21 protein-coding genes and 2 pseudogenes are annotated in these 24,365 nt (G+C 78.3%); 5 read left to right on the top strand and 18 right to left on the bottom strand.

All coding sequences use genetic code 11. The features are described 5' to 3' along the window. Window positions 1-206: 206 nt before the first annotated feature. The 3 genes from AB0G08_RS27785 to AB0G08_RS27775 form a co-directional block, all read right to left on the bottom strand. On the bottom strand, window positions 207-608 hold the full coding sequence (locus AB0G08_RS27785; RefSeq protein ID WP_358093165.1) for a hypothetical protein: 402 nt from the start codon (window positions 606-608) through the stop codon (window positions 207-209). A 327-nt stretch (window positions 609-935) separates the two neighbouring features. Next, the gene (locus AB0G08_RS27780; protein ID WP_358093162.1) at window positions 936-1,706 is read right to left on the bottom strand and encodes a DUF5995 family protein; all 771 of its coding nucleotides are present in this window, start codon (window positions 1,704-1,706) and stop codon (window positions 936-938) included. Window positions 1,707-1,817: 111 nt separating this feature from the next. After that, entirely contained in the window at window positions 1,818-4,712 is a 2,895-nt protein-coding gene (locus AB0G08_RS27775) for an AAA family ATPase (RefSeq protein WP_358093159.1), read from the bottom strand. A gap of 186 nt (window positions 4,713-4,898) precedes the next feature. Between AB0G08_RS27775 and AB0G08_RS27770 the strand changes: the two genes are divergently transcribed. Continuing rightward, entirely contained in the window at window positions 4,899-7,136 is a 2,238-nt protein-coding gene (locus AB0G08_RS27770) for an AAA family ATPase (protein ID WP_358093156.1), read from the top strand. Window positions 7,137-7,228: 92 nt separating this feature from the next. After that, window positions 7,229-7,390: pseudogene (locus AB0G08_RS27765) on the top strand (aldo/keto reductase); the annotation flags it as partial. Window positions 7,391-7,511: 121 nt separating this feature from the next. Here AB0G08_RS27765 and AB0G08_RS27760 read toward each other — a convergent pair. From AB0G08_RS27760 to AB0G08_RS27750, 3 genes are all read right to left on the bottom strand, one after another. Continuing rightward, window positions 7,512-8,618 (bottom strand): nucleotide disphospho-sugar-binding domain-containing protein, encoded by a 1,107-nt coding sequence (locus AB0G08_RS27760; RefSeq protein WP_358093153.1) that lies wholly within the window; start codon window positions 8,616-8,618, stop codon window positions 7,512-7,514. Between the two features lie 122 nt (window positions 8,619-8,740). Beyond that, window positions 8,741-9,193 carry a hydroxyphenylacetyl-CoA thioesterase PaaI gene (gene paaI / locus AB0G08_RS27755; RefSeq protein ID WP_358093150.1) on the bottom strand — a complete coding sequence of 151 codons (453 nt, stop codon included), beginning with the start codon at window positions 9,191-9,193 and terminating at the stop codon, window positions 8,741-8,743. Window positions 9,194-9,363: 170 nt separating this feature from the next. Next, window positions 9,364-9,795 (bottom strand): DUF6766 family protein, encoded by a 432-nt coding sequence (locus AB0G08_RS27750; RefSeq protein WP_358093147.1) that lies wholly within the window; start codon window positions 9,793-9,795, stop codon window positions 9,364-9,366. Window positions 9,796-9,976: 181 nt separating this feature from the next. Here AB0G08_RS27750 and AB0G08_RS27745 point away from each other — a divergent pair, with 181 nt between their 5' ends. From AB0G08_RS27745 to crcB, 3 genes are all read left to right on the top strand, one after another. Next, window positions 9,977-10,735: a class I SAM-dependent methyltransferase gene (locus tag AB0G08_RS27745; RefSeq protein ID WP_358093144.1), complete on the top strand. Its 759-nt coding sequence runs from the start codon at window positions 9,977-9,979 to the stop codon at window positions 10,733-10,735. Between the two features lie 144 nt (window positions 10,736-10,879). After that, the gene (locus AB0G08_RS27740; protein ID WP_358093141.1) at window positions 10,880-11,377 is read left to right on the top strand and encodes a CrcB family protein; all 498 of its coding nucleotides are present in this window, start codon (window positions 10,880-10,882) and stop codon (window positions 11,375-11,377) included. Then, window positions 11,374-11,736, top strand: a complete 363-nt coding sequence (gene crcB / locus AB0G08_RS27735) for a fluoride efflux transporter CrcB (RefSeq protein ID WP_358093138.1) — start codon at window positions 11,374-11,376, stop codon at window positions 11,734-11,736. Before AB0G08_RS27740 ends, crcB begins: the two co-directional genes overlap by 4 nt. Before the next feature lie 51 nt (window positions 11,737-11,787). Here crcB and cobA read toward each other — a convergent pair whose 3' ends face one another. The 12 genes and pseudogenes from cobA to AB0G08_RS27675 all read right to left on the bottom strand — a co-directional run. Beyond that, window positions 11,788-13,488: a uroporphyrinogen-III C-methyltransferase gene (gene cobA, locus AB0G08_RS27730; protein WP_358093135.1), complete on the bottom strand. Its 1,701-nt coding sequence runs from the start codon at window positions 13,486-13,488 to the stop codon at window positions 11,788-11,790. Next, a complete protein-coding gene (locus tag AB0G08_RS27725) occupies window positions 13,485-14,075 on the bottom strand; it encodes a precorrin-8X methylmutase (RefSeq protein ID WP_358093132.1) in 591 nt (196 codons plus the stop codon). Before AB0G08_RS27725 ends, cobA begins: the two co-directional genes overlap by 4 nt. Then, entirely contained in the window at window positions 14,072-15,163 is a 1,092-nt protein-coding gene (locus AB0G08_RS27720; protein WP_358093129.1) for a HoxN/HupN/NixA family nickel/cobalt transporter, read from the bottom strand. Before AB0G08_RS27720 ends, AB0G08_RS27725 begins: the two co-directional genes overlap by 4 nt. Then, window positions 15,160-15,357, bottom strand: a complete 198-nt coding sequence (locus AB0G08_RS27715) for a 4Fe-4S binding protein (RefSeq protein WP_357882544.1) — start codon at window positions 15,355-15,357, stop codon at window positions 15,160-15,162. Before AB0G08_RS27715 ends, AB0G08_RS27720 begins: the two co-directional genes overlap by 4 nt. Continuing rightward, entirely contained in the window at window positions 15,345-17,186 is a 1,842-nt protein-coding gene (gene cobJ, locus AB0G08_RS27710) for a precorrin-3B C(17)-methyltransferase (protein WP_358093126.1), read from the bottom strand. The genes AB0G08_RS27715 and cobJ overlap by 13 nt, the downstream gene beginning before the upstream one ends. Continuing rightward, window positions 17,183-18,421 (bottom strand): precorrin-6y C5,15-methyltransferase (decarboxylating) subunit CbiE, encoded by a 1,239-nt coding sequence (cbiE, locus tag AB0G08_RS27705; protein ID WP_358093123.1) that lies wholly within the window; start codon window positions 18,419-18,421, stop codon window positions 17,183-17,185. The genes cobJ and cbiE overlap by 4 nt, the downstream gene beginning before the upstream one ends. Next, window positions 18,409-19,554 carry a cobalt-precorrin-5B (C(1))-methyltransferase gene (locus tag AB0G08_RS27700; protein WP_358093120.1) on the bottom strand — a complete coding sequence of 382 codons (1,146 nt, stop codon included), beginning with the start codon at window positions 19,552-19,554 and terminating at the stop codon, window positions 18,409-18,411. The genes cbiE and AB0G08_RS27700 overlap by 13 nt, the downstream gene beginning before the upstream one ends. Beyond that, a complete protein-coding gene (gene cobM / locus AB0G08_RS27695) occupies window positions 19,554-20,432 on the bottom strand; it encodes a precorrin-4 C(11)-methyltransferase (RefSeq protein WP_358093117.1) in 879 nt (292 codons plus the stop codon). Before cobM ends, AB0G08_RS27700 begins: the two co-directional genes overlap by 1 nt. Next, window positions 20,429-21,193, bottom strand: coding sequence for a precorrin-2 C(20)-methyltransferase (gene cobI, locus AB0G08_RS27690; RefSeq protein WP_358093171.1), 765 nt, complete (start codon window positions 21,191-21,193; stop codon window positions 20,429-20,431). Before cobI ends, cobM begins: the two co-directional genes overlap by 4 nt. Before the next feature lie 71 nt (window positions 21,194-21,264). Next, window positions 21,265-22,602, bottom strand: a complete 1,338-nt coding sequence (locus tag AB0G08_RS27685) for a cobyrinate a,c-diamide synthase (protein ID WP_358093168.1) — start codon at window positions 22,600-22,602, stop codon at window positions 21,265-21,267. A 137-nt stretch (window positions 22,603-22,739) separates the two neighbouring features. Next, window positions 22,740-23,351 carry a cob(I)yrinic acid a,c-diamide adenosyltransferase gene (gene cobO, locus AB0G08_RS27680; protein ID WP_358093114.1) on the bottom strand — a complete coding sequence of 204 codons (612 nt, stop codon included), beginning with the start codon at window positions 23,349-23,351 and terminating at the stop codon, window positions 22,740-22,742. A gap of 95 nt (window positions 23,352-23,446) precedes the next feature. Next, window positions 23,447-24,365 (bottom strand): annotated as a pseudogene (locus AB0G08_RS27675) (VWA domain-containing protein); the annotation flags it as partial.

Below are 24,365 nucleotides of genomic sequence, written 5' to 3'. Positions count from 1 at the left end.
GCCCGGCGCGGTCGCCGCGACGGGTCGGGTCCCGGGCGGCGCGCAGGTCCCGTGGCGGGCCGGCGGGCGGCGGCCGGCGACCACGCGTGCGCCGCGACCTCGGCCCGTGCTCGTCACGCATGTCCCGTCCCCACCCTCGGCGGTCCTGACCCGACCGTAGGCGGTCGCCGGCCGACCGCCCGCCAGAACGGTGAAGCCGGGACGACTCAGTCGCCGTCGCGGGCGGCCAGCGCCCGGGCCAGGGCGTCGGGGTCGGCCACGGTGACCGTCGCCCCGGGGTGCCGGAGCCACCCGCCGGGCAGCAGCGCGGGCACCGGCTCGGCGAAGCGGAGGCAGAGCCCGGCGGCGGTGCTGCTGGCGAAGGTGACGCCGGTGTCGGCCAGCGAGAGGCGCACGCCGATCCCCCGCCACCAGCGGTACGGCCCGGTCGGCGCGACGCTTACGACGTTGCGCCGGGCGGTGCGCAGCAGCCACGGGCCGAACCGGACCTCCAGCTCGGCCCCGTCGAGGCCGACCCAGGCGGTCGCGGGCCGGACGCCGACCAGCGCGAGGGCCGGGCGGAAGACCGGGTCGAAGCGGAACGCGAACTGCCGTGCCACGCCGGTCATCGCGCGCCGCCTCGGTCACCGAGGCGGGCGTCGCCCGGTCGGGCGGGACGCGGCGGGGCGACGGGCCGGGGGCGGGGTCGGGCGGCGGGGCGACGGGCCGGGTGACTCATGGCGCGGGCGTACCCCGTGCGGGCCGGCCGACACCCCCCGGGCCGGCCGACCCGCGCACCCCTGCTCCCCCGCCCCGTCCCGGCGTGCCCCCGGACCGCGTGGACCGTCCCCGACCACGGGCCCGACGCCCCCCGGCGAACGGGCCCTGATCGGCCGGGACGCGTCCCCGCGCTCCGCCGGGTGCCGGATGCGGAGCGCGGGGACCCCCCGTCACGGCTACTGCAGGAACGCCCCGAGGGGCGAGAGCAGCAACCGACCGAGCGCCGCGGCGGTGTCGTCCAGCCGCGCGCGCTCGCACTCGTGGGCGGCCGGGTCGTGCCGGCACCGCCAGATCTTCTGCGCGTTGCGCCAGGCGACGTCGCGGGTGTACTCGACCAGCTCCCCCTGGTACCAGTCGTCGATGTCGCCGTTGACCATGTCGATGAGCAGCTGCCACCGCTCCAGGTAGCCGCGCCGCAGACCGGGGATCTTGTCCGCGAAGATGTTGTTGATCTCCAGGTAGTCGCGGTGCTGGTCGGTGCCGTCCACCGGCTCCGACTCCAGGCTGTCGAACGTGGTCACCAGCGCGAACGGCAGGTCGAAGTTGATGTGGGCGTTCACCCCGGCGGCCGCCGACGGCAGCGGGCGGGCGTCCGGGCCGCGCATCCGCTCGAACAGGCAGGCCCACGCCTTCGGCGTGCCCGGGCTGGCGTCGGTCCACAGCCGCATCGCGTCGAAGTAGCGGGCGGCGAACTCCACGTCCAGCCGGGACAGGAACACCGGGTCGGCGAACCGGTCGTCGTAGAGCCCGTTCAGCACGCTCTCGGTGATCGTCAGGTAGAGCCGGTTGAAGTCGGCCAGCGGGCAGCTCGCCTCCAGCGGAGGCAGCCGGACCAGCAGGTCCTGGAGCTTGGTCAGGTGGTCGACCACCGCCGGCACGTCGGCGGGATGGTCGGCGAGCAGGTCGACGATGTCCCGATGCACGGGCCCCCACACCGGTTCGGTCATCTCTCCTCCACAGTGGTGTTCCCGGCACCCCCCGTGCCGTCGGCGACGCAGCACAGACTGCCAGCCGGCGACCGACGGCCGGATCAGTAGAACGACGTATCCCGCCGCGCGTCAGTCGCCCTTGTTGCGTAGGAAGATCGCGCTGGCCTGCACGCGGGTGCGGACCTGGAGCTTGTCGAAGATGTGCGAGACGTGCACGCCGATGGTGCGCTCGCTGATGAACAGCCGCTGGCCGATCTCCCGGTTGGTCAGCCCCTCGGCGACCGCGGCGAGCACCTCCCGTTCCCGGGCCGTCAGCGCCGCCAGCTCGTCGCCCGCCGCCCTGGCGGCCGGACCGCCGGTGGCCGGGCGGTCCTCCAGCGACACCCGCGCCCGGCCGGCGAGGGTGCGGATCTCCGAGGTCAGCGGCACCGCGCCGAGCCCCTGCGCCACCTCGTACGCCTGCCGCAGCAGCTTGGCCGCCGTGGCGCTGCGGCTGCGCCGGGCCAGCAGCGCCTCCGCCTGCCGCAGCCGGGAATAGGCCGCCGGGTAGGGGTGGTGGCGGCGGTCCCACTGCGCCACCGAGCGGGCCCACAGCTCCGGGTCGCTGCTCTCCAGGCGGCTCACCTCGGCGGCGCACAGCGCCAGGAAGCCGTCCACCACGTCGCGCACCGGGCGGGCGGCGTGCTCGCTCTTGCGGGCGACCCGGTCGGCCACCTCCCGCAGCCGCCGCACCGCCGTCGGGTCGACGGCCACGGCGCGGCTGGCGTGCGCCTCGGCCTCGGCGCGCAGGCCGTGCCACACCAGCGCGGCGAGGATGCCCACGTCGTCGGAGCGGCTCTCGGTCAGGCCGCGCTGCACCGCCTGCCGGGCCAGGTCGTGCCGGCCCTGCCACATGGCCAGCCCCGCCCGCAGGGTGAGCAGCGGGATCACGTGCCGCGCCCCGCCGCCGGCGAGCACCGTGGCCACCGCGTCCAGGTCGCGGTCCGCGGCCTCGATGTCGCCGTAGCCCACCGACAGCCGGCAGCGCGCCAGCAGCAGCTCCACCGCGTCCGCGCCGGAGGGGCGGTGCCGTAGTGCCGCCGCGACGACCTTCTCCGCCTCGGCCCACTGCCCGACCCGGAACAGCCCGTTGGTGGCGATGGCCAGCAGCCGCGTCTCGTACGTGCGGCCCAGCCCGAGTTCGGCCACCCGCTCGGCGCCCCGGCGGGCGACGACCACGCCCTCCTCCAGGACGTTCAGCGGGCCGGTCAGCAGCTCGGCCAGGTGCAGGTACGCGCAGGCCACGTCCTCCGGGCGACCGGAGCGCTCGGCGGTCTCCAACGCGCGGCGCATCACCGCCAGCCCGGCGTCCGGGTCCTCCAGGTACGCCTCGGAGAAGCCGAGCGCGGCGCTGGCCAGCACCACCTCCGACGTGGAACCCGGCACCTCGGCGGAAAGCTCCAGCGCCTCCCGGGACCGCCGGCCGGCGTCGGCGTAGCGGCCGAGGTGCAGCAGCAGCTCCGCCAGGTGCGCCGCGGCGGTGGCCCGCTCCCGAGGCGTGCAGTCGGCGGCCTCCAGGGCCCGCTGGTACTCCGCCTCGGCCGGCGCCGACCGGCCGGCGGCGGCCAGGTAGCGGGCCCGGCGGATGTGCAGCGCGCAGGCGGACGGGTCGCCGTCGCCGGCGGCCAGCTCCTCCAGCAGCGCCAGCGCCCGGGCGTGCTCGCCACAGTGGTGGGCGGCCTCGGCGGCGTGCCGGAGCAGGGTCACCCGGTCCACGTCCGGCGGTGCGACGCCCGGCGAGGCGGCGAGCTGCAACGCGACCGACCAGTGCCGGTGCGCCTCGGCGTAGCCGTGCAGCCGCTCGGCCTCCCGGGCCGCGGCCATCGCCGCCGGCAGCGCCCGCGCCGGCTCGCCGGCCAGCCGCCAGTGGTGCGCCAGGCGTGCCTGGTGCAGCTCGGCCGGGGCCGCGGTGAGCGCCTCGGCGTAGCGGCGGTGCAGGGCCGCGCGCTCGGCGGGCAGCAGCTCGTGCTCCAGCACCTCGGCGACCAGCCGGTGCCGCAGCCGGTAGCCGTCGTCCGCGCTCACCAGCAGCCGGTGGGCGACGGCCGCGCGGACCGCCTCGATCACCTCCTCCTCGGGCAGCCGCACCACCCGGGCCAGCAGCCAGTGCTCCACCGGTTCGACGCCGGCCGCCACCGCGTGCACCACGGTGTGCGCGTGCCGGGGCAGCGCGTCCACCCGGGCCAGGAAGATCTCGCGCAGCGTGTCGGAGAGCCCGTCCCGGCCGTCGCGCAGGTCGCGGGCCAGCTCCTCGACCACGAACGGGTTGCCGCCGCTGCGCCGCCACACCAGCTCCGCCGCCTCACCGGCGAGCGGCCGGCCGACCACGGCGGCGGCGAGCCGGTCGGTGCCCGCCCGGTCCAGCGGGGCCAGGTCGAGCACCCGTACCGTCCGCAGCCGGCGCAGCTCGGTGAGCACCCGGCGCAGCGGGTGCGCGCCCTGCAACGACTCGGCCCGCACGGCCGCGAGCACGGAGAGCTGGAGGTCGCCCAGCCCGGCCAGCAGGTAGAGCAGCAACTGGCGGGTGCTGCGGTCGACCCACTGGAGGTCGTCGAGGACGAGCACCAGCGGCCGGCCCTCGGCGATCAGGTGCAGCCCTCGGGAGACCCGTTCCAGCAGCGCCCCGGCGCCGTCCGGGCCGGCGGTCTCCTCGGCGAACATCCGCAGCAGGCCACGGACCGCCGAGGAGGTCCGGGCCTGGGAGCCGGTCAGCTCGGCGTCGAGGCGGCGCAGCGCCTGCAGCAGCGGATGCAGGGGCGACGCGTCGCCGATGTCCAGACAGGACCCGGTGAGCACCAGGGCCCCGGCGTCGCGCAGCCGGGCGCCCACCTCGCGCAGCAGCCGGGTCTTGCCGACGCCGCTCTCGCCGGTGAGGAAGACGGCGGCGGTGTGCCCCTGCGTGACGTCGTCGAGCAGCGCGGACCGTACCGTCGTCACCAGGTCGGCCCGGCCGACGAGTGGTGCGGTGTCCACGTCGCTGGCCATGGCACGCAGCCTAGTCACAGGCCCCGCACCGTTCTACGGGTCTTTCGCGCCTGTGGTACTCACCGCGTCGACATTGCGACCGAAGGTTGCGCACGCGACGACATACGTCGTTCGGCAGATCCCCCGTCGGCGGATCGGTGACAGTGTCCGAGGCGTCGTCAGACACCACGGGGAAAGGCGGGTGCGATGCCCATGCCCATGCCCACCATCGTCGCTGGTCAGCAGCGGTTCACGTCGGCAGGCTGGCCGGTGCCGGAGGAGAGACGCCTCGTCACCGTGCTGTTCGTCGACATCGTCGGGTCGACCGCGCTCGTCGACCGGCTCGACCCGGAGGACGTGCGGGCCCTGCAACGGGCGTACTTCGACACCGTCGGCGGGGTGCTGCGCCGGTGGCACGGGGTGGTGGAGAAGTACGTCGGCGACGCGGTGATGGCCCTGTTCGGGGCGCGCCGGTCCGACGGGTTCGACGCGTACCGGGCGGTGCGGGCGGCGCTGGAGATCCAGGGGGCCCTCGACCGGCGACCGCCGCCCGGCGCGCCGCGCCTGCGGGTCCGGGCCGGGGTGGCCACCGGCGAGGCGCTGGTGGACCTGGCCGCGGCGCGCGACGGCGGGCACGGCGTGGCCAGCGGCGCGGTGATCACCACCGCCGCGCGGTTGCAGGAGTACGCCCCGCCGGGCGGGGTGGCGCTCTGCGCGGCCACCCACCGCGCCACCGCGGGGCTGGTCGACCAGCGCCGCGTACCGCCGGTGGCCCTGGCCGGCAAGGCGCTGCCGGTCGACGTGTGGCACGCCACCGGCACGACCCGACCGGCCCCGCCCCGGCACGAGGGGCCGCTGGTCGGGAGGCGACGGGAACTGGCCGCCGCCCGGGACCTGATCGTCCGGGCCGTCCGGGACCGCAGCCCCCGTTGGCTGTCGCTGGTCGGTCCCGCCGGCAGCGGGCGCAGCCGGCTGCTGCACGAGCTGACCCGCGCGGTGCGGACCGTGGACGGGGCGCCGGTGCGCTGGTGCGTCGCGCACTGCCCGCCGTACCCGGAGCCCCTGGCCCCCGTCGCGGACCTGGTGCGCGGGCTCGCCGGCCTCCGCGCCGGTGAACCGCCCGCGACGGTACGGCGACGACTCACCGCCGCCCTCACCGACCTGCTGCCGCCCGGCGGCCTGGTCGAGGCGGTGTCCGCGCTGGAGGCGCTGCTGGCCGCGCCGCACGGCTCCGGCGACGCGGCGCGGGGCGCCGAGGTGGCGCGGGAGGCGCTGCTGGGGCTCGCCGCCCGGCAGCCGGTGATGGTGGCGGTGGACGACCTCGACCGGGCCACCGCCGCGCTGAGCCGCTTCCTGCACCGGCTCTTCGCGGCGGCCACCGCGCGGTCGCTGCCGCTGGTGGTGGTGGCGCTGCACCCTCCGGAGTGGGCGGACGTGCTGCCCGCTCCACGGGACCGGCGGCACCGGCTGGCGGTGCCGCCGCTGCGCCCGGTGGAGACCGGCCGGCTGCTGCGCCACCTGCTCGGCCGGGCCGACCGGCCGGCGGCGGTCGCCCGGCTGCTGCCGCTGGTGGGCGGCAGCCCAGGGCGGGCCGCCGCGTACGTGGCGTCGCTGGGCGCGGCGGCGTCCGTGCCGGAGGCGGTGCGCCGGGAGGTCGACGCCCGCCTGGACCGCCTCGACGGGGCGCGCCGGGCGGTGCTGATGGCCGCCGCGACCGTCGGCACGGGGATCACCGCCGCGACGGCGGAGCGCCTGCTCGACTGGGCCTCCGGGCGGGCCGCCCCGGTGCTGCGCGCCTTGGCCGCGACGGGTCTGCTGGTCGCCCGCGCCGACGGCCGGTACGCCGTCGCCGACGCGGTGGTCCGCGAGGTCGCGTACGCGCGGCTGCCGAGGGCGACGCGGGCCGCGTTCACCCGCCGGGCCGGGCGGCCGGCGGAGGCGGACGCGTCGCCGGCGCCCGTGGTCGACCGCGCCCCCACTCCCCACGTGCCGCCGGTGGTCGCCGGCCCCTCGGAGCGCGCCGGGTCCCACCGGGTGGTGCAGCTGCGCGGGTGGACCGCAGCCCGCGGTCGCGTCCCCTCGGCCGCCCCCGCCCCGACGGCCGGCCACGACTCCACGGCCGGCCAGGACTCCACGGTCGACCACGACTCCACGGTCGACCTCGGCCACGCGGCCGGTCCCGGCCGGGCCGCCGGCCCCGGCGGGACGCTCGGCCCCGACGGGGCGCTCGCCACCGGCGGGGTCACGGCCGCCGCCGGCCTCGGACCGGCCGCCGCGTCGGCGTCGGCCGTGTCGGTCCTGTCGACCGTGTCGGTCCTGTCGGGCGGGGCGGTCGGCGGTGGGGGCATCCAGCCCGCCGGCGGAGCGGGCGCGTCGGCGCGGCGGCAGGGGCGCGCGCGAAGGCCGAGATGGGTCCTGCCGCGCGGCACGCCGGTCGCGGCGTGAGCGGGCGGTGCGCCCGTCGCGGCGGTCGGTGGCCGGTGGCCGGTCGCGGCGACGAGCGGGCGTAGGGGCGGATCTCCCCCACGATCCAAGACGAGGCCGTACGGGCGGTGGCGCACGCGCACGGCACGGCCCCGCACCAGATCCGCCTGGCCTGGACGCTGCACCAGGGGCCGCACGTGCTGGCCATCCCCGGCACGGGCGACCCGGAGCACCTGGCGCAGAACGTGGCGGCCGGGGCGATCCGGCTCACCCCCCCGAGGACCTGGCCCGCCTCCGCTGACGGCGGGACGCCCGGCCCGCACGGCGGGGCGGCGCGGCGCCGCCCGTCGAGGAAGGCGACCGCCCGCTATCCCCGTCGGGCCGCCGGCGCCGGCGTCAGCGCAGCGATTCCAGCCGCCGCACCAGCTCGCTCGGCGCCGGCATGGCGGCGATCTCGGCGCTGACCTGCCGCGCCGCGTCGCGCAGCGCGGTGTCGCTGACGAGCCGGGTCAGGGTGTCGGCGGTGATGTCGCGGGTCCGGACCGCGATGCCGGCCCCGCGCGCGGCCACCAGCTCGGCGTTGTGCCGCCGGTCGCCCGCCCCGACGGTGGCCAGCTGCGGCACCCCGGCGATCAGCGCGCCGAGGACGCTGCCCGCGCCGCCGTGGTGCACCAGCGCCGCGCTGGCCGGCAGCGCCGCGGGGATCGGGACCCAGTCGACCGTACGCACGTTGCCGGGCAGCGCCCGGCGGGCCAGCCGCGCGTCCGGGCGGACCAGCACGAACTCGGCGTCGACCCGGTCGGCGGCGGCGACGACGGCCGGCATCGGCCCGGCGCTGCCCGGGCCGGCGACGGTGCTGCGGCTGACCAGCACCCGTGGCCGCTCCCCCGGCTCGCGCAGCCAGTCCGGCAGCTCGCCGCCGGCGGCGGAGGCGTAGCGCATCGGCCAGCCGTCCTGACGCAGCAGGCTGGGCGGGGCGACGGCGATGGCGGCGGCCGGCGGCGGCAACTCGGTCAGGCCGTGCCGGCGCAGGGCCGGACCCAGCCGCGCCAGGGTGGCCCGCGCCAGCTCGCGGCCGTCGAAGAGGGCGTTCTCCTGGCGTACGGCGGGCACGCCGAGCGTCGCGGCGGCGAGGGCCCCGGCCACGGCGAACGGCTCGTGGATCACCAGGTCGGGTTTCCACTCCCTGGCGACGGCGACCACCCCGTCGGCGAGCTGGTCGTTGACCGCGCCGAAGAGCAGCCCGGCGCCCCGGGTGCCGCCGGTGCCGGCCAGCTCGGCCCGGGCGATCAGCGGGTGGCGCAGCAGCACGCCGCGGGCGATCCGTCCGAAGTCGAACGTCGGCGCGACGTCGCGCGCCGGCACCCCGGGCAGCGCCGCCCGCAGGCCGTCGGCGGCGGTGGCGACGAGCACCTCGTGCCCGGCGTCGCGCAGCGCGGCGGCCAGCGGCAGCAGCGGGGCGACGTGCCCGATCAACGGCGCGGAGACGACGAGTACTCGCACCGCGCCGATGCTAGCCGCGGCGGAGCCCGTCGTGGGGGCACCGGCCGGGCGACCCCGACCGGCGGCGGGGCCCGACCGGCGGCGGGGCCCGACCGGCGGCGGGGCCCGACCGGCGGCGGGGCTCAGCCGGCGGTCGGGGGCAGGGTGCGGCTGCGGCCCCGGAACTCGGCCACCACCGCGCCGTCGTCCCGGGTGACGGTGACGTCGTAGATGCCGCTGCGGCCGTACCGGGTGCGCTCGGTGGCGTGCGCCGTCAGCAGGTCCCCCTCGCGGGCGGGACGGACGAAGGTGATCTCACCGCCGGCGGCGACGGTGGCCGGGCCGTGGCTGTTGCAGGCCAGCGCGAACGCGGTGTCGGCGAGCAGGAACACGAACCCGCCGTGGGCGATGGCGTGGCCGTTGACCATCGCGCCGGTCACCCGCATCCGGGCCACCGCCGCGCCGTCGGCGGCGTCCACCAGCTCGATGCCGAGCCCTCGGGAGGCGACGTCGGCGGCGAACATGTCGTACGCGGCGTTGCGCCCGGCCACCTCCGCTGCCCCGCCGCCGGCCGACGATCCACCGCGTCCCGCCATCGACCGCTCCACCCCGTCCGGGACGGTCCCCTCGACCGCCGATCTTGGTACCGTACGCCGGCCCGCGCGCCCCTCACCAGCGGCGGCCGTCCCGGCCGGCGGGCAGCGTCGTGCCGCTCATCGACCGCCCGGTGGGCGCCGGCGGGCCGGTCAGCGGCGTCGCGCCGGGGTCACGGGTTCTCCGGGTCCAGGTTCCGCTCGCGCAGCAGCGCGTCCAGCTTCGCCTCGATCCGCTCGTCGGACTCACGGGACTGCGAGGAACCCCAGTGGTAGAACAGGGCCAGCCCCGCCGCCTGCCAGATCAGCTGGAGGAACTCGGACTGCCAGTTCTCGAAGGTGGAGGCGAGAAACTGCGGCAGGAAGTCGGCCCAGGCGAAGGACTGGCCGTGCTGGCTCGCCTCGTTGCTCGCCGCGGCGGCCTGGAAGACGAACTGCGCGATCCAGGAGAGCAGGAACAGCGCCCCGGTCACCAGCGCGAAGGAGTACGCCCTGGGCCACCTCGGCCTGCGGAACGGCGGCCCCTCCGCCCGGCCGCCCGACTGCCCGCCCCGGGCCGTGTTCCCGGCCGGGCGCGCGCCGGACGCCGTCGTCGTGTCGGCCATCGCGATCCCCCTTTCGATGAATCCCCAGGTAGAGGCCCTATGCCCCGGCACATCCCCGGCAAAACGGCGCGTCGGCGTGGCGGCTGCGCCACCCATCCGCCTTCCTGCCGGTATCTGGTTGTTGCAAATATCTGGCAACAATCCCTGGACGCGCCCCGCCGCCGTAACTAGCCTGATCCACATGAGTCCTTACATCAACGATGTCGCGGCCTGGCAGGAGAGCTGGGACCGCCAGCAGGAGGCGTACCTGCCGGACCGGGAGCACCGGATCACGGCGATGCTCGACGCGGTCGACGCGGTCCGCGACGACGACCGGCTGCGGCTGCTCGACCTGGCCGGCGGCACCGGCACCATCTCCGATCGGACGCTGCGCCGCTTCCCCGACGCCGAGGTGACCCTGGTGGACCTCGACCCGGCGCTGCTCGCCCTCGCCCGCGCCTCGCTCGGGGACCGGGTCACCGTCGTCACCGCCGACCTGGGCCGGCCCGGCTGGCACGCCGCGCTCCCCCACCGCGACTACGACGCCGTCCTCACCGCCACCGCGCTGCACTGGCTGCCGGCCGAGCGGCTCGAACGGCTCTACGCCGAGCTGCGCGACCTGCTGCGGCCGGGCGGGATCCTGGTCAACGCCGACCACATGCCCGACGACGCGCTGCCGCAGCTCACCAAGCGCCTGCTCGACCGGGCCCGGGACCGGCGGGCGGCCCGGTACGCCGCCGGCGCCGCGCTGTCCTGGTCGGAGTGGTGGGACCGGGCGGAGGCCGATCCGGCGCTGCGGCCGCTCGTCGCGCAGCGGCGCGAAATCTACCCCACCGGGCACAGCCCGGAGTGGACCCCGCCGGTCTCCTGGCACCTCTCCGCGCTGACCACCGCCGGCTTCGCCGAGGTGGGCACGGTGTGGCGGGGCGGCCCCGACGCCGCCGTCGCCGGGGTGCGCTGAGGCCCCCGGGACGCCCGACGACCGCCGCGCCGGCCGCTAGGCTGGCGGGCGCGGTCAGGTGCCGAGGCGGGGCGGGTCAGTCCGCGCAGAGGTGGGCGAACACACCCGGGGGCCCCTGCCCGTGGCACCGGCGGGGAGGGCGAGGTGACCGGACCGGATCCGCGCGTCGACCCCGACGTCGACCTGCGCGTACCCGCCGACCGGGGCGAGCTGGCCGCCCGCCCCGGCGCGGTGCTCGGCTGCGTCGCGGCCGGGGGCGCGCTCGGCGCCCTGGCCAGGGCCGGCCTCCAGCACGCCGTCCCGCACGGCCCGGCGGGCTTCGCGTGGGCGACCTTCGCCGTCAACCTGACCGGGTGCCTGCTGATCGGCGTCCTGATGGCGGTGCTGGACCGCTGCGGCGGCCACCGCCCGCTGCTGCGCCCGTTCCTCGGCGTGGGGGTGCTCGGCGGCTACACCACCTTCGCCACGTACGCGGTGGACGTCCGGCTGGCGCTCGACGCCGGCGCGCCGGAGGTCGCCCTGGGCTACCTGGCCGCGACCCTGCTCGGCGCGCTGGTCGCGGTCTGGCTCGGCGACGCCGTCACCGGCCGGCTGCTCGGCGCCGCCCACCACGGCCGGCCGGGGCACGGGGCCGGCCGGTGACCGTCCTGCTGATCGCGCTCGGCGCGGCCGTCGGCGCGCCCCTGCGCTACCTCACCGACCGGGCGGTGCAGGCCCGGCTCGGCAGCGCCTACCCGTGGGGCACGCTGACCGTCAACGTGGCCGGGTCGCTGCTGCTCGGCCTCCTGGCCGGGCTGCCCGTCGGCCCGACCGTCGGCGCGCTGCTCAGCACCGGCTTCTGCGGCGCGCTGACCACGTACTCCACCTTCGGCTACGAGACGCTGCGGCTGGCGCGCCGGGGCCGACGGTTCCTCGCGCTGGTCAACGTGCTGTCCAGCGTGGCCGCCGGCCTCGCCGCCGCCACCGCCGGCTTCGCCCTGGCCCGGGTCGTCACCGGCTGAGCCGCCGGCCCCACGACCCGGGCCCCGGCGCACGACCCGGGTCCCGGCCGGTCAGCGGCCCGGGTCCGACGGCCCGGCGGAGAGGCGCAGGTCGACCACCGGGCCGAGGACGAAGACGGCCGGCGGGGCGATCCGCTCCCGGGCGGCCACCGCGCCGACCTCGTCCAGCCGGGCGGTCACGGCGCGCTGGTCGGGATGCCCGGCGTCCTGCACCGCGAGGACCGGGGTGTCCGGGGCCCGACCGTGCTCGACCAGCACCGCGGCGATCTTGTCGACGGTGTCCACGGCCATCAGCAGCACCAGGGTGCCCCGGGCCCGGCCCAGCGCCGCCCAGTCGACCAGCGAGTCGGGATGCCCGGGCGGCAGGTGCCCGGAGACGACGGTGACGTCGTGCGCGACGCCCCGGTGGGTGACCGGCACCCCCGCCAGGGCCGCCGCCGCGACCGCGCTGGTCACCCCGGGGACCACGGTCACGTCCACCCCGGCCGCCAGGCAGGCCTGCACCTCCTCGTGGCCACGCCCGAAGACGTACGGGTCGCCGCCCTTGAGCCGGACCACCCGCCGCCCGGCGCGGGCGTGCGCGACGAGGGTGGCGTTGATCGCGTCCTGCCCCATCGCGGGTCCCCGGGGCACCTTCGCCGCGTCGACCACCTCCACCTCCGGGCGCAGCCCGGCGAGCAGTCCCCGCGGGGCGAGCCGGTCGACCACCACCACGTCCGCCGCGTCCAGCAGCGCCCTGCCCCGTACGGTGATCAGGTCGTCCGGCCCGGGCCCGCCACCGACCACGGCGACCTGCCCCGGACGCGGGCCGGGCCCATGGTGGTGACCCGACCCGTGCCCGTGGCCGTGGTCGTGGCCGTGGCCGTGGTGGTCGTGATGGTGGTGGCCGTGGCCGTCGACCGGGTCGTCGGGGTGGTCGTGCGGGGTCTGCGGCCGGCCCACCTTGTCGGCGAAGCCCGGCATCAGGACCCGGTACGCGCACGTGTCGCAGTTCATCCGGATGTCCCCGCGACGCGCCTCGGCGTGCCGTTCGAGGACCAGGTCGGCGAGGGCGTCGCAGTCACCGATCAGGTCGGCCACCCGCACGTCCAGGTCGGGGTGGGCGGCGGCGAACGCGGCCGACTGCGCGACGATCCGGTCCGGCAGCACCCCGGCGAAGAGGAAGTACGGCGCGACGACGATCCGCCGGGCGCCGAGCCGGCGCAGCCGCTCCAGCACCGCCGGCACCGAGGGCTCGGCGAGCGAGACGAAGCCCGGCTCGACGCCGGCGTAGCCACGCCCCTCCCAGAGCAGCCGGGCCACCTTGGCGACCTCGGCGTTGGCGTCCGGGTCGGTGGAGCCGCGCCCGATCAGCGCCACCCAGGTGCCGGCCCGGTCGTCGCCGGCGAGGGCGGCGTCGATGCGCTGCTCCAGGGCGGTGTGCAGCAGCGGGTGCGGGCCCAGCGGCCGGCCGTAGACGTAGCTGAGGCCGGGGTGGCGCTCCCGCTCGCGGGCCAGCGCGGCGGGGATGTCGCCCTTGCCGTGCCCGGCGGCGGTCAGCACCAGCGGCAGCGCGACCAGCGCGCGGTGCCCCCGCGCGACGAGCGCGCCGACCGCGTCGGTGAGCGGTGGCCGGGACAGCTCGATGAAGCCGCCCTCGACGTCGCCGAGGGTGCCGGCGGCGCGGCGACGCACCCGCTCGACGAACGCGACGAACTGGTCGACCCCGGCCGCGCTGCGCGTGCCGTGCCCGACGATGACCAGAGCGCTCACTGCTCCTCCTCCACGTACAGCAGGGCGTTGAGGGCGGCGGCGGCGACCGCCGAGCCGCCCTTCTCGCCCCGGTTGGACACTCCGGGCAGGCCGCTGGCCCGCAGCGCCGCCTTCGACTCGGCGGCGCCGACGAAGCCCACCGGCAGCCCGACGACCAGCGCCGGCCGGGCGTCCAGGGTGATCAGTTCCTCCAGTGCGGTCGGCGCGCAGCCGACCACCCACACCGCGCCGGGGCCGACCCGGTCCAGGGCGATCCGCACCGCCGCCGCCGACCGGGTGATCCCCGCCGCGCGGGCCAGCTCGGCGGCGGCGGGCTCGGCCACCGGGCAGACCGTCCCCCGGCCGGTGATGCCCGCGGCGACCATCGCCACGTCGGTCACCACCGGCGCGCCGGCGCGCAGGGCGGCCAGCCCGCCGGCCAGGGCCGCCTCGTCGCAGACCAGGTCGGTGACGTAGTCGAGGTCCGCGCTGGCGTGCACCACCCGCTCGGTGACGGCCCGGGTCAGCGGCGGCAGGTGACTGAGGTCGACGCGGGAGCGCAGGATGCGGTAGGACTCCCGCTCGATGGGGTGCACGGCCCGGCTCACGACCGCACCTCCGTCGCCGCAGCGCCGTAGCGCTCGTCGTAGCGGCCCAGCTTCCACAGCGCCACCGCCCCGGCCCAGGCGAGCACGAACAGGACCACGACGGCGTACCCGAGCTGCTCGAAGTGCCCGGCGATCCCCGCGTACCCGGCCAGCGCCGACACCCCGAGGTGGTCGACCAGCAGGCCGGCCGCGTAGACGCTGGCGACGAGGGCGCCGACCAGCACCGTCACGGCCGTGGTGGCCAGGTTGTAGTAGAGCCGGCGGGCCGGCTGCCGGTACGCCCACGAGTAGGCGCGGCTCATCAGCAGGCTGTCGGCGGTGTCCATGGCGGACATGCCGGCCGCGAAGAGCAGCGGCAGGGTCAGCAGGGCGAGCACCGGCAGCCCGCCGGCGGCGGCCGTGCTCGCCGACAGGGCGAGCAGGGTCACCTCGCTGGCGGTCTCCAGGCCGAGGCCGAAGAGGAACCCGACCGGCGCCATGTGCCAGGAGGAGCGCACCAGCGCCCGGGCCCGGGAGCCGAGGACGCGCTGCACCAGCCCTCGGTTGAGCAGGTGCAGGTCCAGTTCCCGCTCGTCGAGCTCGCCGTGGCGCAGCCGGCGCCAGAGCCGGGCCAGGCCGGCCAGCACCGCCGCGTTGAGCGCCGCGACCAGGGCGAGGAACACGGTGGCGGTGACGACCGCCACGGTGGCGCCCACCTCGCGCGCCTCGGCCAGCCCGGGGCCGGCGAGGTTGGCCGAGGCGAGGCCGACGACCAGGGCCAGCAGCAGCACCACCGCGCTGTGCCCGAGCGCGAAGAAGAAGCCGACGCCGACCGGGCGCCGCCCGCGCAGCAGCATCAGCCGGGTGGTGTCGTCGATCGCCGCGATGTGGTCGGCGTCGAAGGCGTGCCGCACCCCGAGCAGGTACGCCAGCGTGCCGGCCCCGGCGAGGCCGCCGGCCGCGGCGGGCTGGTCGTTCCAGTACAGGTAGAGGCTCCAGCCGGCGACGTGCAGCACGGCGACGGCGAGCACGATGCCGCCGAGGCGCAGCCGTTCGGCGCGGCTCCACGGGCCGGCCGGTGGTGCGGCGCTGAGCGCGGTCGAACTCATCGGTTCCCTCCACGTTCGTCGGTGTCCGTGGCGCGGATCGCGTCCACCGGGCAGATCTCCAGGCATTCCAGGCAGCCCGTGCAGCGGTCGGCGCGGACGGCGAGGCCGCCGGGCACCGGCCGGATCGCGTGCGTGGGGCAGGTGAGCAGGCAGGCGCCGCAGCCCTGGCAGGCGCCGATGGTCACGGCCGCCACCGGTACCCCCTCGGGGTGACCATCCGACCGGCCACGATCCGGGTCTGGCTGCTGCCCACCACCACGACGCTGTACATGTCGACCAGCGCCGGATTGAGGGTGGCCAGGGTGGCCAGGTGCACCCGCTCGCCGGCCCGGCTGGCGTTGCGCACCACCCCGACCGGTGTGTCCGGCGGCCGGTGCGCGGCGAAGGCCGCCAGCGCCGCCCCGAGCTGCCAGTCGCGGGCCCGGCTGCGCGGGTTGTAGAGCAGCGCCACGAAGTCGCCCTCGGCCGCGGCGGCCACCCGGCGGGCGATGACCTCCCACGGGGTGTGCAGGTCGGACAGGCTCAGGTAGGCGTGGTCGTGGCCGAGCGGCGCGCCGAGCAGGGCCCCGGCGGCCAGCGCGGCGGTCACCCCGGGCACGCCGACGACGTCGATCCGCTCGTCGGCGTACTCCAAGGCGGGGCTGGCCATCGCGTACACGCCGGCGTCGCCGGAGCCGACCAGCGCCACGGCGTGTCCGGCGGTCGCCTCGGCCACGGCGGCGCGGGCCCGCTCCTCCTCGGCGCCGAGCCCGCTGGCGAGCACCCGGGTGCCGGGGCGTAGCAGGTCGCGGACCTGGTCGACGTACTGGTCCAGGCCGACCACCACGGCGGCGCGGCGCAGCTCGGTCACCGCGCGGGCGGTGCGCAGGTCCGGCGCGCCGGGCCCGAGGCCGACGATCGCCAGCCGGCCGCGCGGGGCGTGCCGGGCGACGGCGACGGTGGCCATCGCCGTCGCGGTCTTCGGCACCAGCAGGTCGGCGTCGCCGCCGAGCAGCGCCGCCGCCTCGGCGACGCTGGGGGTGCCGACGGCGGCGCGGACCACCTCGCTGGGGTGCGGCACGTCGACCGCCGCCAGCGCCGCCGCCGGATGCGTCACCAGCGGTACGCCGAGCGCGTCGGCGGTCGCCCGGATGCCCGCCTCGTCGGCCTTGATGTCGGCGCTGGCCAGGTGCCGCAGGCTGGCCGGGCTGAGGCCGGCCTCGGCGAGCACCCGGTCGAGCAGGCCGCGCACCTCGGCGGCGGGCACGCCCCGGCTGGCGCCGACGCCGGCGACCAGCGACGGGGGCCGCAGCACGGCGGTCCGGTCGTCGAGCGGCACCACCCGGTCGGTGACCAGCAGCCGGTACCCGCCGTCACCCGCCGGCCCGCCCGACCCGGCCGGGCCGGTGGGCGCGGGGGTCGTCGGCTCGGCGGGCGCGGAGGCGGGGGCGGGTGCCGGCGGTCCGGCGGGGGCGGAGGCGGGCGCGACGGCCGGCGGCCCGAGGGGGGCGGGGCGCACGTTGTCGGGCAGGGCGGGCAGCGGCCAGGCGGCGTCGGCGACGAGCGTCACCGGCTCGCCGTCGAGGATGGCGCGGCTGACGGCGGCGACGGCGCCCTCGACGGGCCAGCCGAGGGTGTCCAGCCCGGGCAGGCCGGCGGCGTCGGTGGCGGTGGTGACCACCGGGGCGGCGTCGAGCAGCGCGCCGACCCGCCCGGCGAGGTCGTTGGCGCCCCCGGCGTGGCCGCCGAGCAGCGCGACCGCGTGCCGGGCCGCCTCGTCGACCACCACCACGGCCGGGTCGGTGCGCTTGTCGCCGAGCAGGGGTGCGAGGACGCGTACGACCGCCCCGGTCGCCAGGAACGCCACCACGGCGTCGCACTCGGCCCAGGCGGCGCGCAGCGCGTCCGCGACGGTGTCCGCCGTGACGACGCGGGCGTGCGGCCAGGCGTCGGCGAGGGTGCGGGCGTGGCGCCGGCCGGCGGCGGTGGCGGCGACGAGCCCGATCCGGGTCGGCTGGTCCGTGGCGGCGGGCGGGTGGTTCACGGGCGCTCCCCGGTGAGGACGACCACCGGGTTGGTGGCCGCGAGTCGGATGGAACCGCCGGGCAGGTCGGCGAGGCGGGCGGCGGAGAGCTGGACGCCCTGCACGGCGTAGCCGGCGGCGCGCAGCAGCCCGACGGCGGGAGCGACCCGGTCGACGGCGGCGAGGGCGGCCACCACCCGGTCGGGGCGGCGTTGCGCCACGGCGGCGAGCACGTCGGTGCCGCCGCCCCCGACGAAGACGGCGTCGGGATCGGGCAGCCCGTGCAGCGCCCCGGGGGCGGCGCCGGCCACCACCCGGACGTCGACGCCGTGCCGGGCCGCGTTGGCGCCGACGGTGGCGCGCGGGTCGCGGTCCACGGCGATCACGGCCGCGCCGAGCAGGGCGCATTCGATGCCGACCGAGCCGCTGCCCGCGCCGACGTCCCAGACCAGCCGGCCGAGGCGGGGACGCAACCGGGCCACGGCGAGGGCGCGTACCTCCGATTTGGTGATCATGGAATCGCGGTGCGCGTAGGCGGACTCGGGCAGCGCCCACCCGCCGGCCGGCGCGGCGGCCGGCTGGTTGTCCGCCCGCATCCCGGCCGCGCCGGGCTCGCCGGCCAGGCTGAGCAGCACGTGCGGGTCGGCCCAGTCGCGCCCGGCGGCCCCCTCGGGGGTGGTCTCGGTGAGCCGTTCGGCGTCGGTGCCGAGGTGTTCGGCGACGACCAGGCGGCGGGTCCAGCCGACCAGCCCGGCGCCCAGCTCGGCGGCCCCGGCGCCCGGGGCGGTGAGCACCGCGACGGCGGGCAGCGCCCGGCAGGCGTTCAGCGCGGGCCGCGGGTCGCGGCCGTGCGCGGTGACCACGGCCGCGCCGTCCCAGGGCAGGCCCGCGCGGGCGAACGCGGCGGCCACGCTGGACACGGCCGGCAGCACCCGCAGCGGCAGCCCGGCCGCCCGCAGCGCCCGGACCACCCCGAACAGCCCGGGATCGCCACTGGCCAGGACGACAGCGGGAACCCCGGCGGCGACGGCGTCGGCCAGCCGCCCCAGCGCGGGCGCCAGCGGCCCGAGGGCGACGGTGTCGGCGTCGGCCGGCAGGCGTACGGCGGCCAGGTGCCGGGCCGCGCCGACGACCAGCCGGGCCCCGGCGAGCACGGGCGCGGCGGGGTGCGCCGGTCCGCCCGCCGCGTCGATCCCCACCACGGTCACCGCCGGCCCGGCGCCCGTGGCCGGCTGGCCGCCGGTCACGCCGCCCACCGGCCCGAGGAGGCGACCACCCGGTCCCCGGCGAAGTCGACCATGGCGACGTCGACGGTGACGGCGGCGCCGGCGAAGCGGAGCAGCACCTGCCGCACCCGCTGGCAGAGCAGGTCGCCGGCGGGGCCGAGCAGCCCGGCGGCCTCCCACAGCTCGTACGCGTGCCGCCCGGTGTTCGCCTCGGTGACCGCCGCCACCAGCGCGGCGTCACCGCCCGCCTCGGCGGTGACCGCCCCGAGCAGCGACAGGTCCACCTTGGACCGGGTGTAGTGGGTCATCAGGATGCCGGCCGCGAGCTTGGCCAGCTTGCCGGCCATCCCGACGAAGACCACGCCGGTCATCCCGTCGCCCACGGCGGCGGTGACGGCCGCGCCGGTGAAGTCGCCGACCTCGACGAAGCACACCTCGGGCAGCTCCGGCAGCAGCGCGCGGGCGGCCCGCTCGGTGCGCCCGCCGGTGCAGAGCACCACGGTCCGCTCCCCCTGGGCGGCCATCACGTGCACCGCCTGCACCACGCTGGCCCGCCAGGAGGCGGTGGAGAACGGGCGGACGACGCCGGTGGTGCCGAGGATGGAGATGCCGCCGAGGATGCCGAGCCGGCGGTTGGTGGTCTTGCGGGCCATGATCTCGCCGCGCGGCACGCTGACCACCACCCGGACGCCCACCTCGCTCAGGTCCACGACCTCGGCGACGGCCTGGCCGATCATGCGGCGCGGGGTCTCGTTGATGGCCGGGCCGCCGACGGGCAGGCCGAGGCCCGGTTTGGTGACGGTGCCGACGCCCGGCCCGCCGTCGAGGCGCAGCCCGGGCGCGTCCCGCCAGCTGACGGTGGCGGTCAGCTCGGCGCCGTGCGTGACGTCCGGGTCGTCGCCGGCGTCCTTGACCACCACCGCCTCCGCCCACGAGCGGCCGTCGACCTCGCAGCGGGCCACCGGGAAGCTGACCCGCCGTCCGGCGGGCAGCCCGATCTCCACCTCCCGCTGCGGCACGCCGGTGACCAGGGCGGTCAGCGCCGCCTTGGTCGCCGCCGTCGCGCAGGCGCCGGTGGTCCACCCGGTGCGCAGCGCGGTGGGCCGGACCTTCGCCGTACGCGGCAGGTCCGGCTCGCGCAGCGGCGGCTCGGCGTACGTCATCAGGCGCGCCCGTCCCCCGGTGTCCCGCCGCCCGCGCGGGCGCGGCGCAGGTCGGCGCGGGCGGCCGGCTCGGCCCGGCGGAAGGTGTGGAAGTGCCCGGGGTGGTAGAGGTGCGAGCGGGTGCCGGCGGCGGCGAGCGCCGGGCCGACCAGGAAGAGGGTGTGCTTCCAGAGCTTGTGCTCCTTGACGGTGGCCTCCAGGTCGCCGAGCGCGCACCGCACCACCAGCTCGTCGGGCCAGGTCGCCTGGTACGCCACCACGACCGGGGTGTCGGCCGGGTACCCGCCGGCCAGCAGCTCGGCCTGCGCCTGGCCGGACCGGGCGGCGGAGAGGAACAGCGCCATGGTGGTGCCGTGCCGGGCGAACTCGCGGACCCGCTCCCCCGGCGGCATCGGGGTCTTCCCGCCCTCCAGCCGGGTGAGGATCACCGACTGGGCGACCTCGGGGATGGTGAGTTCCCGGCCGACGATCGCCGCGACGGCGGTGAACGACGAGACGCCGGGGACGATCTCCACGGCCAGGCCGAGCGCCCGGCACAGGTCGAGCTGCTCCTGCACCGCGCCCCACAGCGCCGGGTCGCCGGAGTGGATCCGCGCCACGGTCAGCCCTTCGGCGGCGGCCCGCTGGTAGAGCGGCAGCACGCCCTCGATCGGCAGCCGCGACGAGTCGACGATCTCCGCGTCACCGCGGGCGTGGGCGAGCACGTCGGCGTGCACCAGGCTGGCCGCCCAGACCACCACGTCGGCCGCGCCGATCACCCGGGCGGCGCGCAGGGTCAGCAGGTCCGCCGCGCCGGGGCCGGCCCCGACGAACCAGACCTTGCCCGTGCTGGTCGGCCCGCCGTCGTCGGCGTGGTCCGCGATCGGCGCGGTGCTCACAGTTTTCCTCCCCTACGGTCCCGGCGGGCCGGGACGAGCAACGTCGACAGGTACGGCAGGTCGTCGGCCGCGTCGGCGACCGGGCCGATCCGCTCGCCGGGCAGCCCGAGGCCCCGGCCCAGCACGGCGTCGCCGAGGCGGCCCTGGCGGCGCAGCTCGGCGACCAGTTCGGCGTGCCGCCGCCAGCCCTTGTAGGCCACGACGGTGCCCGGGCCGGCGAGCGCGTCGGCGAAGAGGGCAAGCCCGGCGGTGGCCGGCAGCAGGGTGAGCGGCTCCCGGCCCTCGCAGAGCGGCACGCCGCTGCGCGCCGCGAGGTCCTGCATGGCGGTGATCCCGGGGACCGTGCGCACCTCGACCGCCGGGCGCAGGGCGCGGACGCCCTGCGCCAGGTAGCCGAAGGTGGAGTAGACGTTCGGGTCGCCGATGGTGGCGAAGACGACCGCGCGGGCGCCGTCGTCGACCGCGTCGACCACCGCCCGCGCGGCGTCGTCCCAGGCGCGTTCCCGGCGGGCGGTCACCCCGCCCCGGTCGTCGAGGGCGAACGGCAGCCGGCGCAGCCGGTCCGGCGCGACGTGCGCGGCCACCGTGGCCTCGGCCCGGCCCGGGGGCGCGGCGCCGTCCGCGGCGAGCCGGTCCAGCACGGGTACGAATACCACGTCGGCCTCGGCCAGCAACCGGGCCGCCCGCAGGGTGAGCAGCTCGGGGTCGCCGGGACCGACGCCGATCCCGGTCAGCGTCGCGGCACCGTCGCGCCCGGCCAGCGCCGCGGCACCGCCGGCCACCGGCGCGCCGGCGGCACGCCCGCCCGGCGCGTCGTGGCCCTCGTGCGCGGTCACCGGCTCGCCGCCTCGACCAGGCGGCGGGCGGCCTGCGGGTGACCGGCCCAGTGCGTGTGCAGGTAGGAGGCGTGCACGCGGCCGGCGACGAAGCCGTGCTCGGCGCCGTCCCAGCGCCACGCCGGCCGGTCGCCGTGCCCGGGGTCGGTGACGGTGCGGTGGAACTCGTGGCCGCGTACCGGGTCGCCGGGGCGGTGCAGCGGGGAGCCGGTGACGGCGACGGCGTCGCGGTAGCCGAGGGTCAGCCGGTCGGTCATCCGGGCGGTGAGGTCGAGCCGGCCGCACATGGGCACCCCGTCGAGGTGCCGGCCGAGGTAGAGCAGGCCGGCGCACTCGGCGACGACCGGGCCGTCGAAGTCGGCCAGCTCGGCGCGGAGCGTGGCGTTCCCGGCGAGCTGTGGCGCGTACGCCTCGGGGAAGCCGCCGCCGACGACCACCGCGCGGGTGCCGGCGGGCAGGGCGGGGTCGTGCAGCGGGTCGAAGGGGGCCACCGTGGCGCCGGCCGCGGCGAGCAGTTCGGCGGTCTCGGCGTAGGAGAAGGTGAAGGCCGGCCCGCCCGCGACCGCGACCACGGGGCGCTCGGCGCCGGCGGGTCCGCCGACGGCGGCGGCCGGGTCCCAGGCCGGCGCGTGCAGCGGGCCCGCGGTGCGGGCCAGGTCCAGCACGGCGTCCAGGTCCACGGTGGCCGCGACGAGGTCGGCGAGGGCGGCCACGATCGCCAGGGACTCCGGTGCCCGCTCGGCGACCGGCACCAGCCCGAGGTGGCGCGCCGGGGCGGCGACCTCGGCGGCGCGGGCGACCGCGCCGAGCACCGGCACGCCCACCTCGGCGAGCGCGTCGCGCAGCAGCGACTCGTGCCGGGGCGAGCCGACCCGGTTGAGGATCACCCCGCCGATGCGCACGCCGGGGTCGAACGCGGCCATGCCCAGGGCGAGCGCGGCGGCGGAGCGGCCCTGCGCGGTGGTGTCCAGCACCAGCAGCACCGGGGCGTCGACCAGCCGGGCGACGTGCGCGGTGGAGGCGTACCCGCGGCGGCCGACCGCGCCGTCGTGCAACCCCATCACGCCCTCGACGACGGCGATGTCGGCGGGCGTCGGGGTGCCGGCGCCGTGGCGCAGCAGCGGCGCGATCCGCTCCTCGCCGACCAGCCACGGGTCGAGGTTGCGGCCGGGGCGGCCGGCGGCGAGCGCGTGGTAGCCGGGGTCGATGTAGTCGGGGCCGACCTTGTGCGGGCTGACGACCAGGCCACGGCGACGCAGCGCGGCGAGCAGCCCGGTGGCGATGGTGGTCTTGCCGTGCCCGCTGGCGGGCGCGGCGACCACCACGCGCGGCAGCGCCCACGCGCCGCCGTGGTCGCCGGTCGCGTCGGCGGCCGGGTTGTCGCCGGTGGTCGGGGCGCCGCCGGTCGGGTGGCCGGCGGGGGCGGTGGGGCCGTCGGGACCGCGCGGGTCGGTGCGGCGGCCGGGGCCGGTCACCACTCGATGCCCTTCTGGCCCTTCTGGCCGGCGTCCATCGGGTGCTTGACCTTGGTCAGCTCGGCGACCAGGTCGGCGGCCTCCACCAGACGGGGGTCGGCGTCCCGACCGGTGATCACGACGTGCTGGAAGCCGGGACGGTTCGCCAGGGTGTCGACGACCTCGTCCACGTCCACCCAGCCCCACTTCATCGGGTAGGTGAACTCGTCGAGCACGTAGAGGCCGTACCGCTGGGCGGCGAGGTCGCGCTGGATCTGCCGCCAGCCCTCCAGGGCGTCGGCGGCGTGGTCGGCCTCGCCGCCGCGCTGGATCCAGGACCAGCCCTCGCCCATCTTGTGCCACGCGACCGGGGCGCCCTGCCCGGTGCGCTCGTGCACCTCGCCGAGGGCGCGGAAGGCGTTCTCCTCCCCCACCCGCCACTTGGCGCTCTTGACGAACTGGAACACCCCGACCGACAGCCCGGCCGTCCAGGCGCGCAGGGCCAGCCCGAACGCGGCGGTCGACTTACCCTTCATCTGTCCGGTGTGGACGATCAGCAGCGGCCGGTGGCGCCGCTGCCGGGTGGTCAGCCCGTCGGCGGGCACGTGGGACGGCTTTCCCTGCGGCATCAGGCGACGCTCCTTGTCGGTCGGGCACCGTTCGCGCCCGCGCCGTCGGCGACCTCGTCCGGCGCGCCGGAGGTGCGGGATCGCGGGGCGGGGTGGGTGGCGAGGGTGGTGAGCGGGGCGGTGGCCACCTCGTCGAGCCGGTGGTGGGTGGCGTCCAGTTGGGCGGCGAGGCGGCGGGCCAGGCCCAGGTGGACCGGGCCGGTCTCGCAGTCGACGACGACGCAAGGTGCGCCGGTGGCCGCGAGGACGCCCGCCGCGCGGGCCGCCCGGTCGAGCGGGCGCTCGCCGGCGGTGGCCCGGCCGTCGGTGACCACCAGCACCAGGGGGCGACGGCGGGGATCGCGCAGCCGCTCCACCCGCAGCAGGTCGGCGGCCGCGAGCAGCCCCTCGGCCAGCGGGGTGCGCCCGCCGGTGGGCAGCTCGGCCAGCCGGGTGGAGGCAGCCAGCACCGACGAGGTGGCCGGCAGCAGCAGCTGCGCGGCGGCGCCCCGGAAGGCGACCACCGCGACCTTGTCCCGGCGCTGGTAGGCGTCGGTGAGCAGGGCGAGCACGGCGCCCTTGACGGCGGCCATCCGCGCCCGGGCGCCCATCGAGCCGCTGGCGTCGACGACGAAGAGCACCAGGTTGCCCTCGCGTCCCTCGCGGACCGCCTCCCGGACGTCGTCCGGGCGCAGCCGCAGGGGCCCGCCGACCCGGCCGCGGGCGGCCTGGTGCGGGGCGGCGGCCCGGACGGTCGCCGGCAGGTGCAGCACGCCGGCCCGGCCGGCCGGCACCCGCGCCCCGGTGGTGCGGCCGCGCCCGGTCCGGGCCCGGGAGCGGCGGCCGGGCACCCCGTCGCCGATCCCGGGCGCGGTGAGCAGCCGGGCCTTCAGGCCCTGCCGGGGTACGGCCACGGGCGGCCCGCCGCCGGGCCGGTCGTCCGCCGGGCCGGTCCGGCCGGGGGCGCCGGCGTCATCCCCGGCGCCGGCCTCGCGCGGGCTGGCCGAGGCGTCGGTCGGACGCCCGGTGTCGTCG

It is taken from the genome of Micromonospora sp. NPDC023644 (assembly GCF_040640115.1).
Lineage (GTDB): Bacteria > Actinomycetota > Actinomycetes > Mycobacteriales > Micromonosporaceae > Micromonospora.
The sequence above is the reverse complement of the archived record's forward strand: the minus strand, read 5'-3'. Positions and strand labels throughout refer to the sequence as shown.

What these genes read in the sequence shown, in the direction of transcription:
- AB0G08_RS27785 (WP_358093165.1), bottom strand. Translation starts at nt 608, where the DNA reads ATGACCGGCGTGGCACGGCAGTTCGCGTTCCGCTTCGACCCGGTCTTC.
- AB0G08_RS27780 (WP_358093162.1), bottom strand. Translation starts at nt 1,706, where the DNA reads ATGACCGAACCGGTGTGGGGGCCCGTGCATCGGGACATCGTCGACCTG.
- AB0G08_RS27775 (WP_358093159.1), bottom strand. Translation starts at nt 4,712, where the DNA reads ATGGCCAGCGACGTGGACACCGCACCACTCGTCGGCCGGGCCGACCTG.
- AB0G08_RS27770 (WP_358093156.1), top strand. Translation starts at nt 4,899, where the DNA reads ATGCCCATGCCCATGCCCACCATCGTCGCTGGTCAGCAGCGGTTCACG.
- paaI (WP_358093150.1), bottom strand. Translation starts at nt 9,193, where the DNA reads ATGGCGGGACGCGGTGGATCGTCGGCCGGCGGCGGGGCAGCGGAGGTG.
- AB0G08_RS27750 (WP_358093147.1), bottom strand. Translation starts at nt 9,795, where the DNA reads ATGGCCGACACGACGACGGCGTCCGGCGCGCGCCCGGCCGGGAACACG.
- AB0G08_RS27745 (WP_358093144.1), top strand. Translation starts at nt 9,977, where the DNA reads ATGAGTCCTTACATCAACGATGTCGCGGCCTGGCAGGAGAGCTGGGAC.
- AB0G08_RS27720 (WP_358093129.1), bottom strand. Translation starts at nt 15,163, where the DNA reads ATGAGTTCGACCGCGCTCAGCGCCGCACCACCGGCCGGCCCGTGGAGC.
- AB0G08_RS27700 (WP_358093120.1), bottom strand. Translation starts at nt 19,554, where the DNA reads ATGACGTACGCCGAGCCGCCGCTGCGCGAGCCGGACCTGCCGCGTACG.
- cobO (WP_358093114.1), bottom strand. Translation starts at nt 23,351, where the DNA reads ATGCCGCAGGGAAAGCCGTCCCACGTGCCCGCCGACGGGCTGACCACC.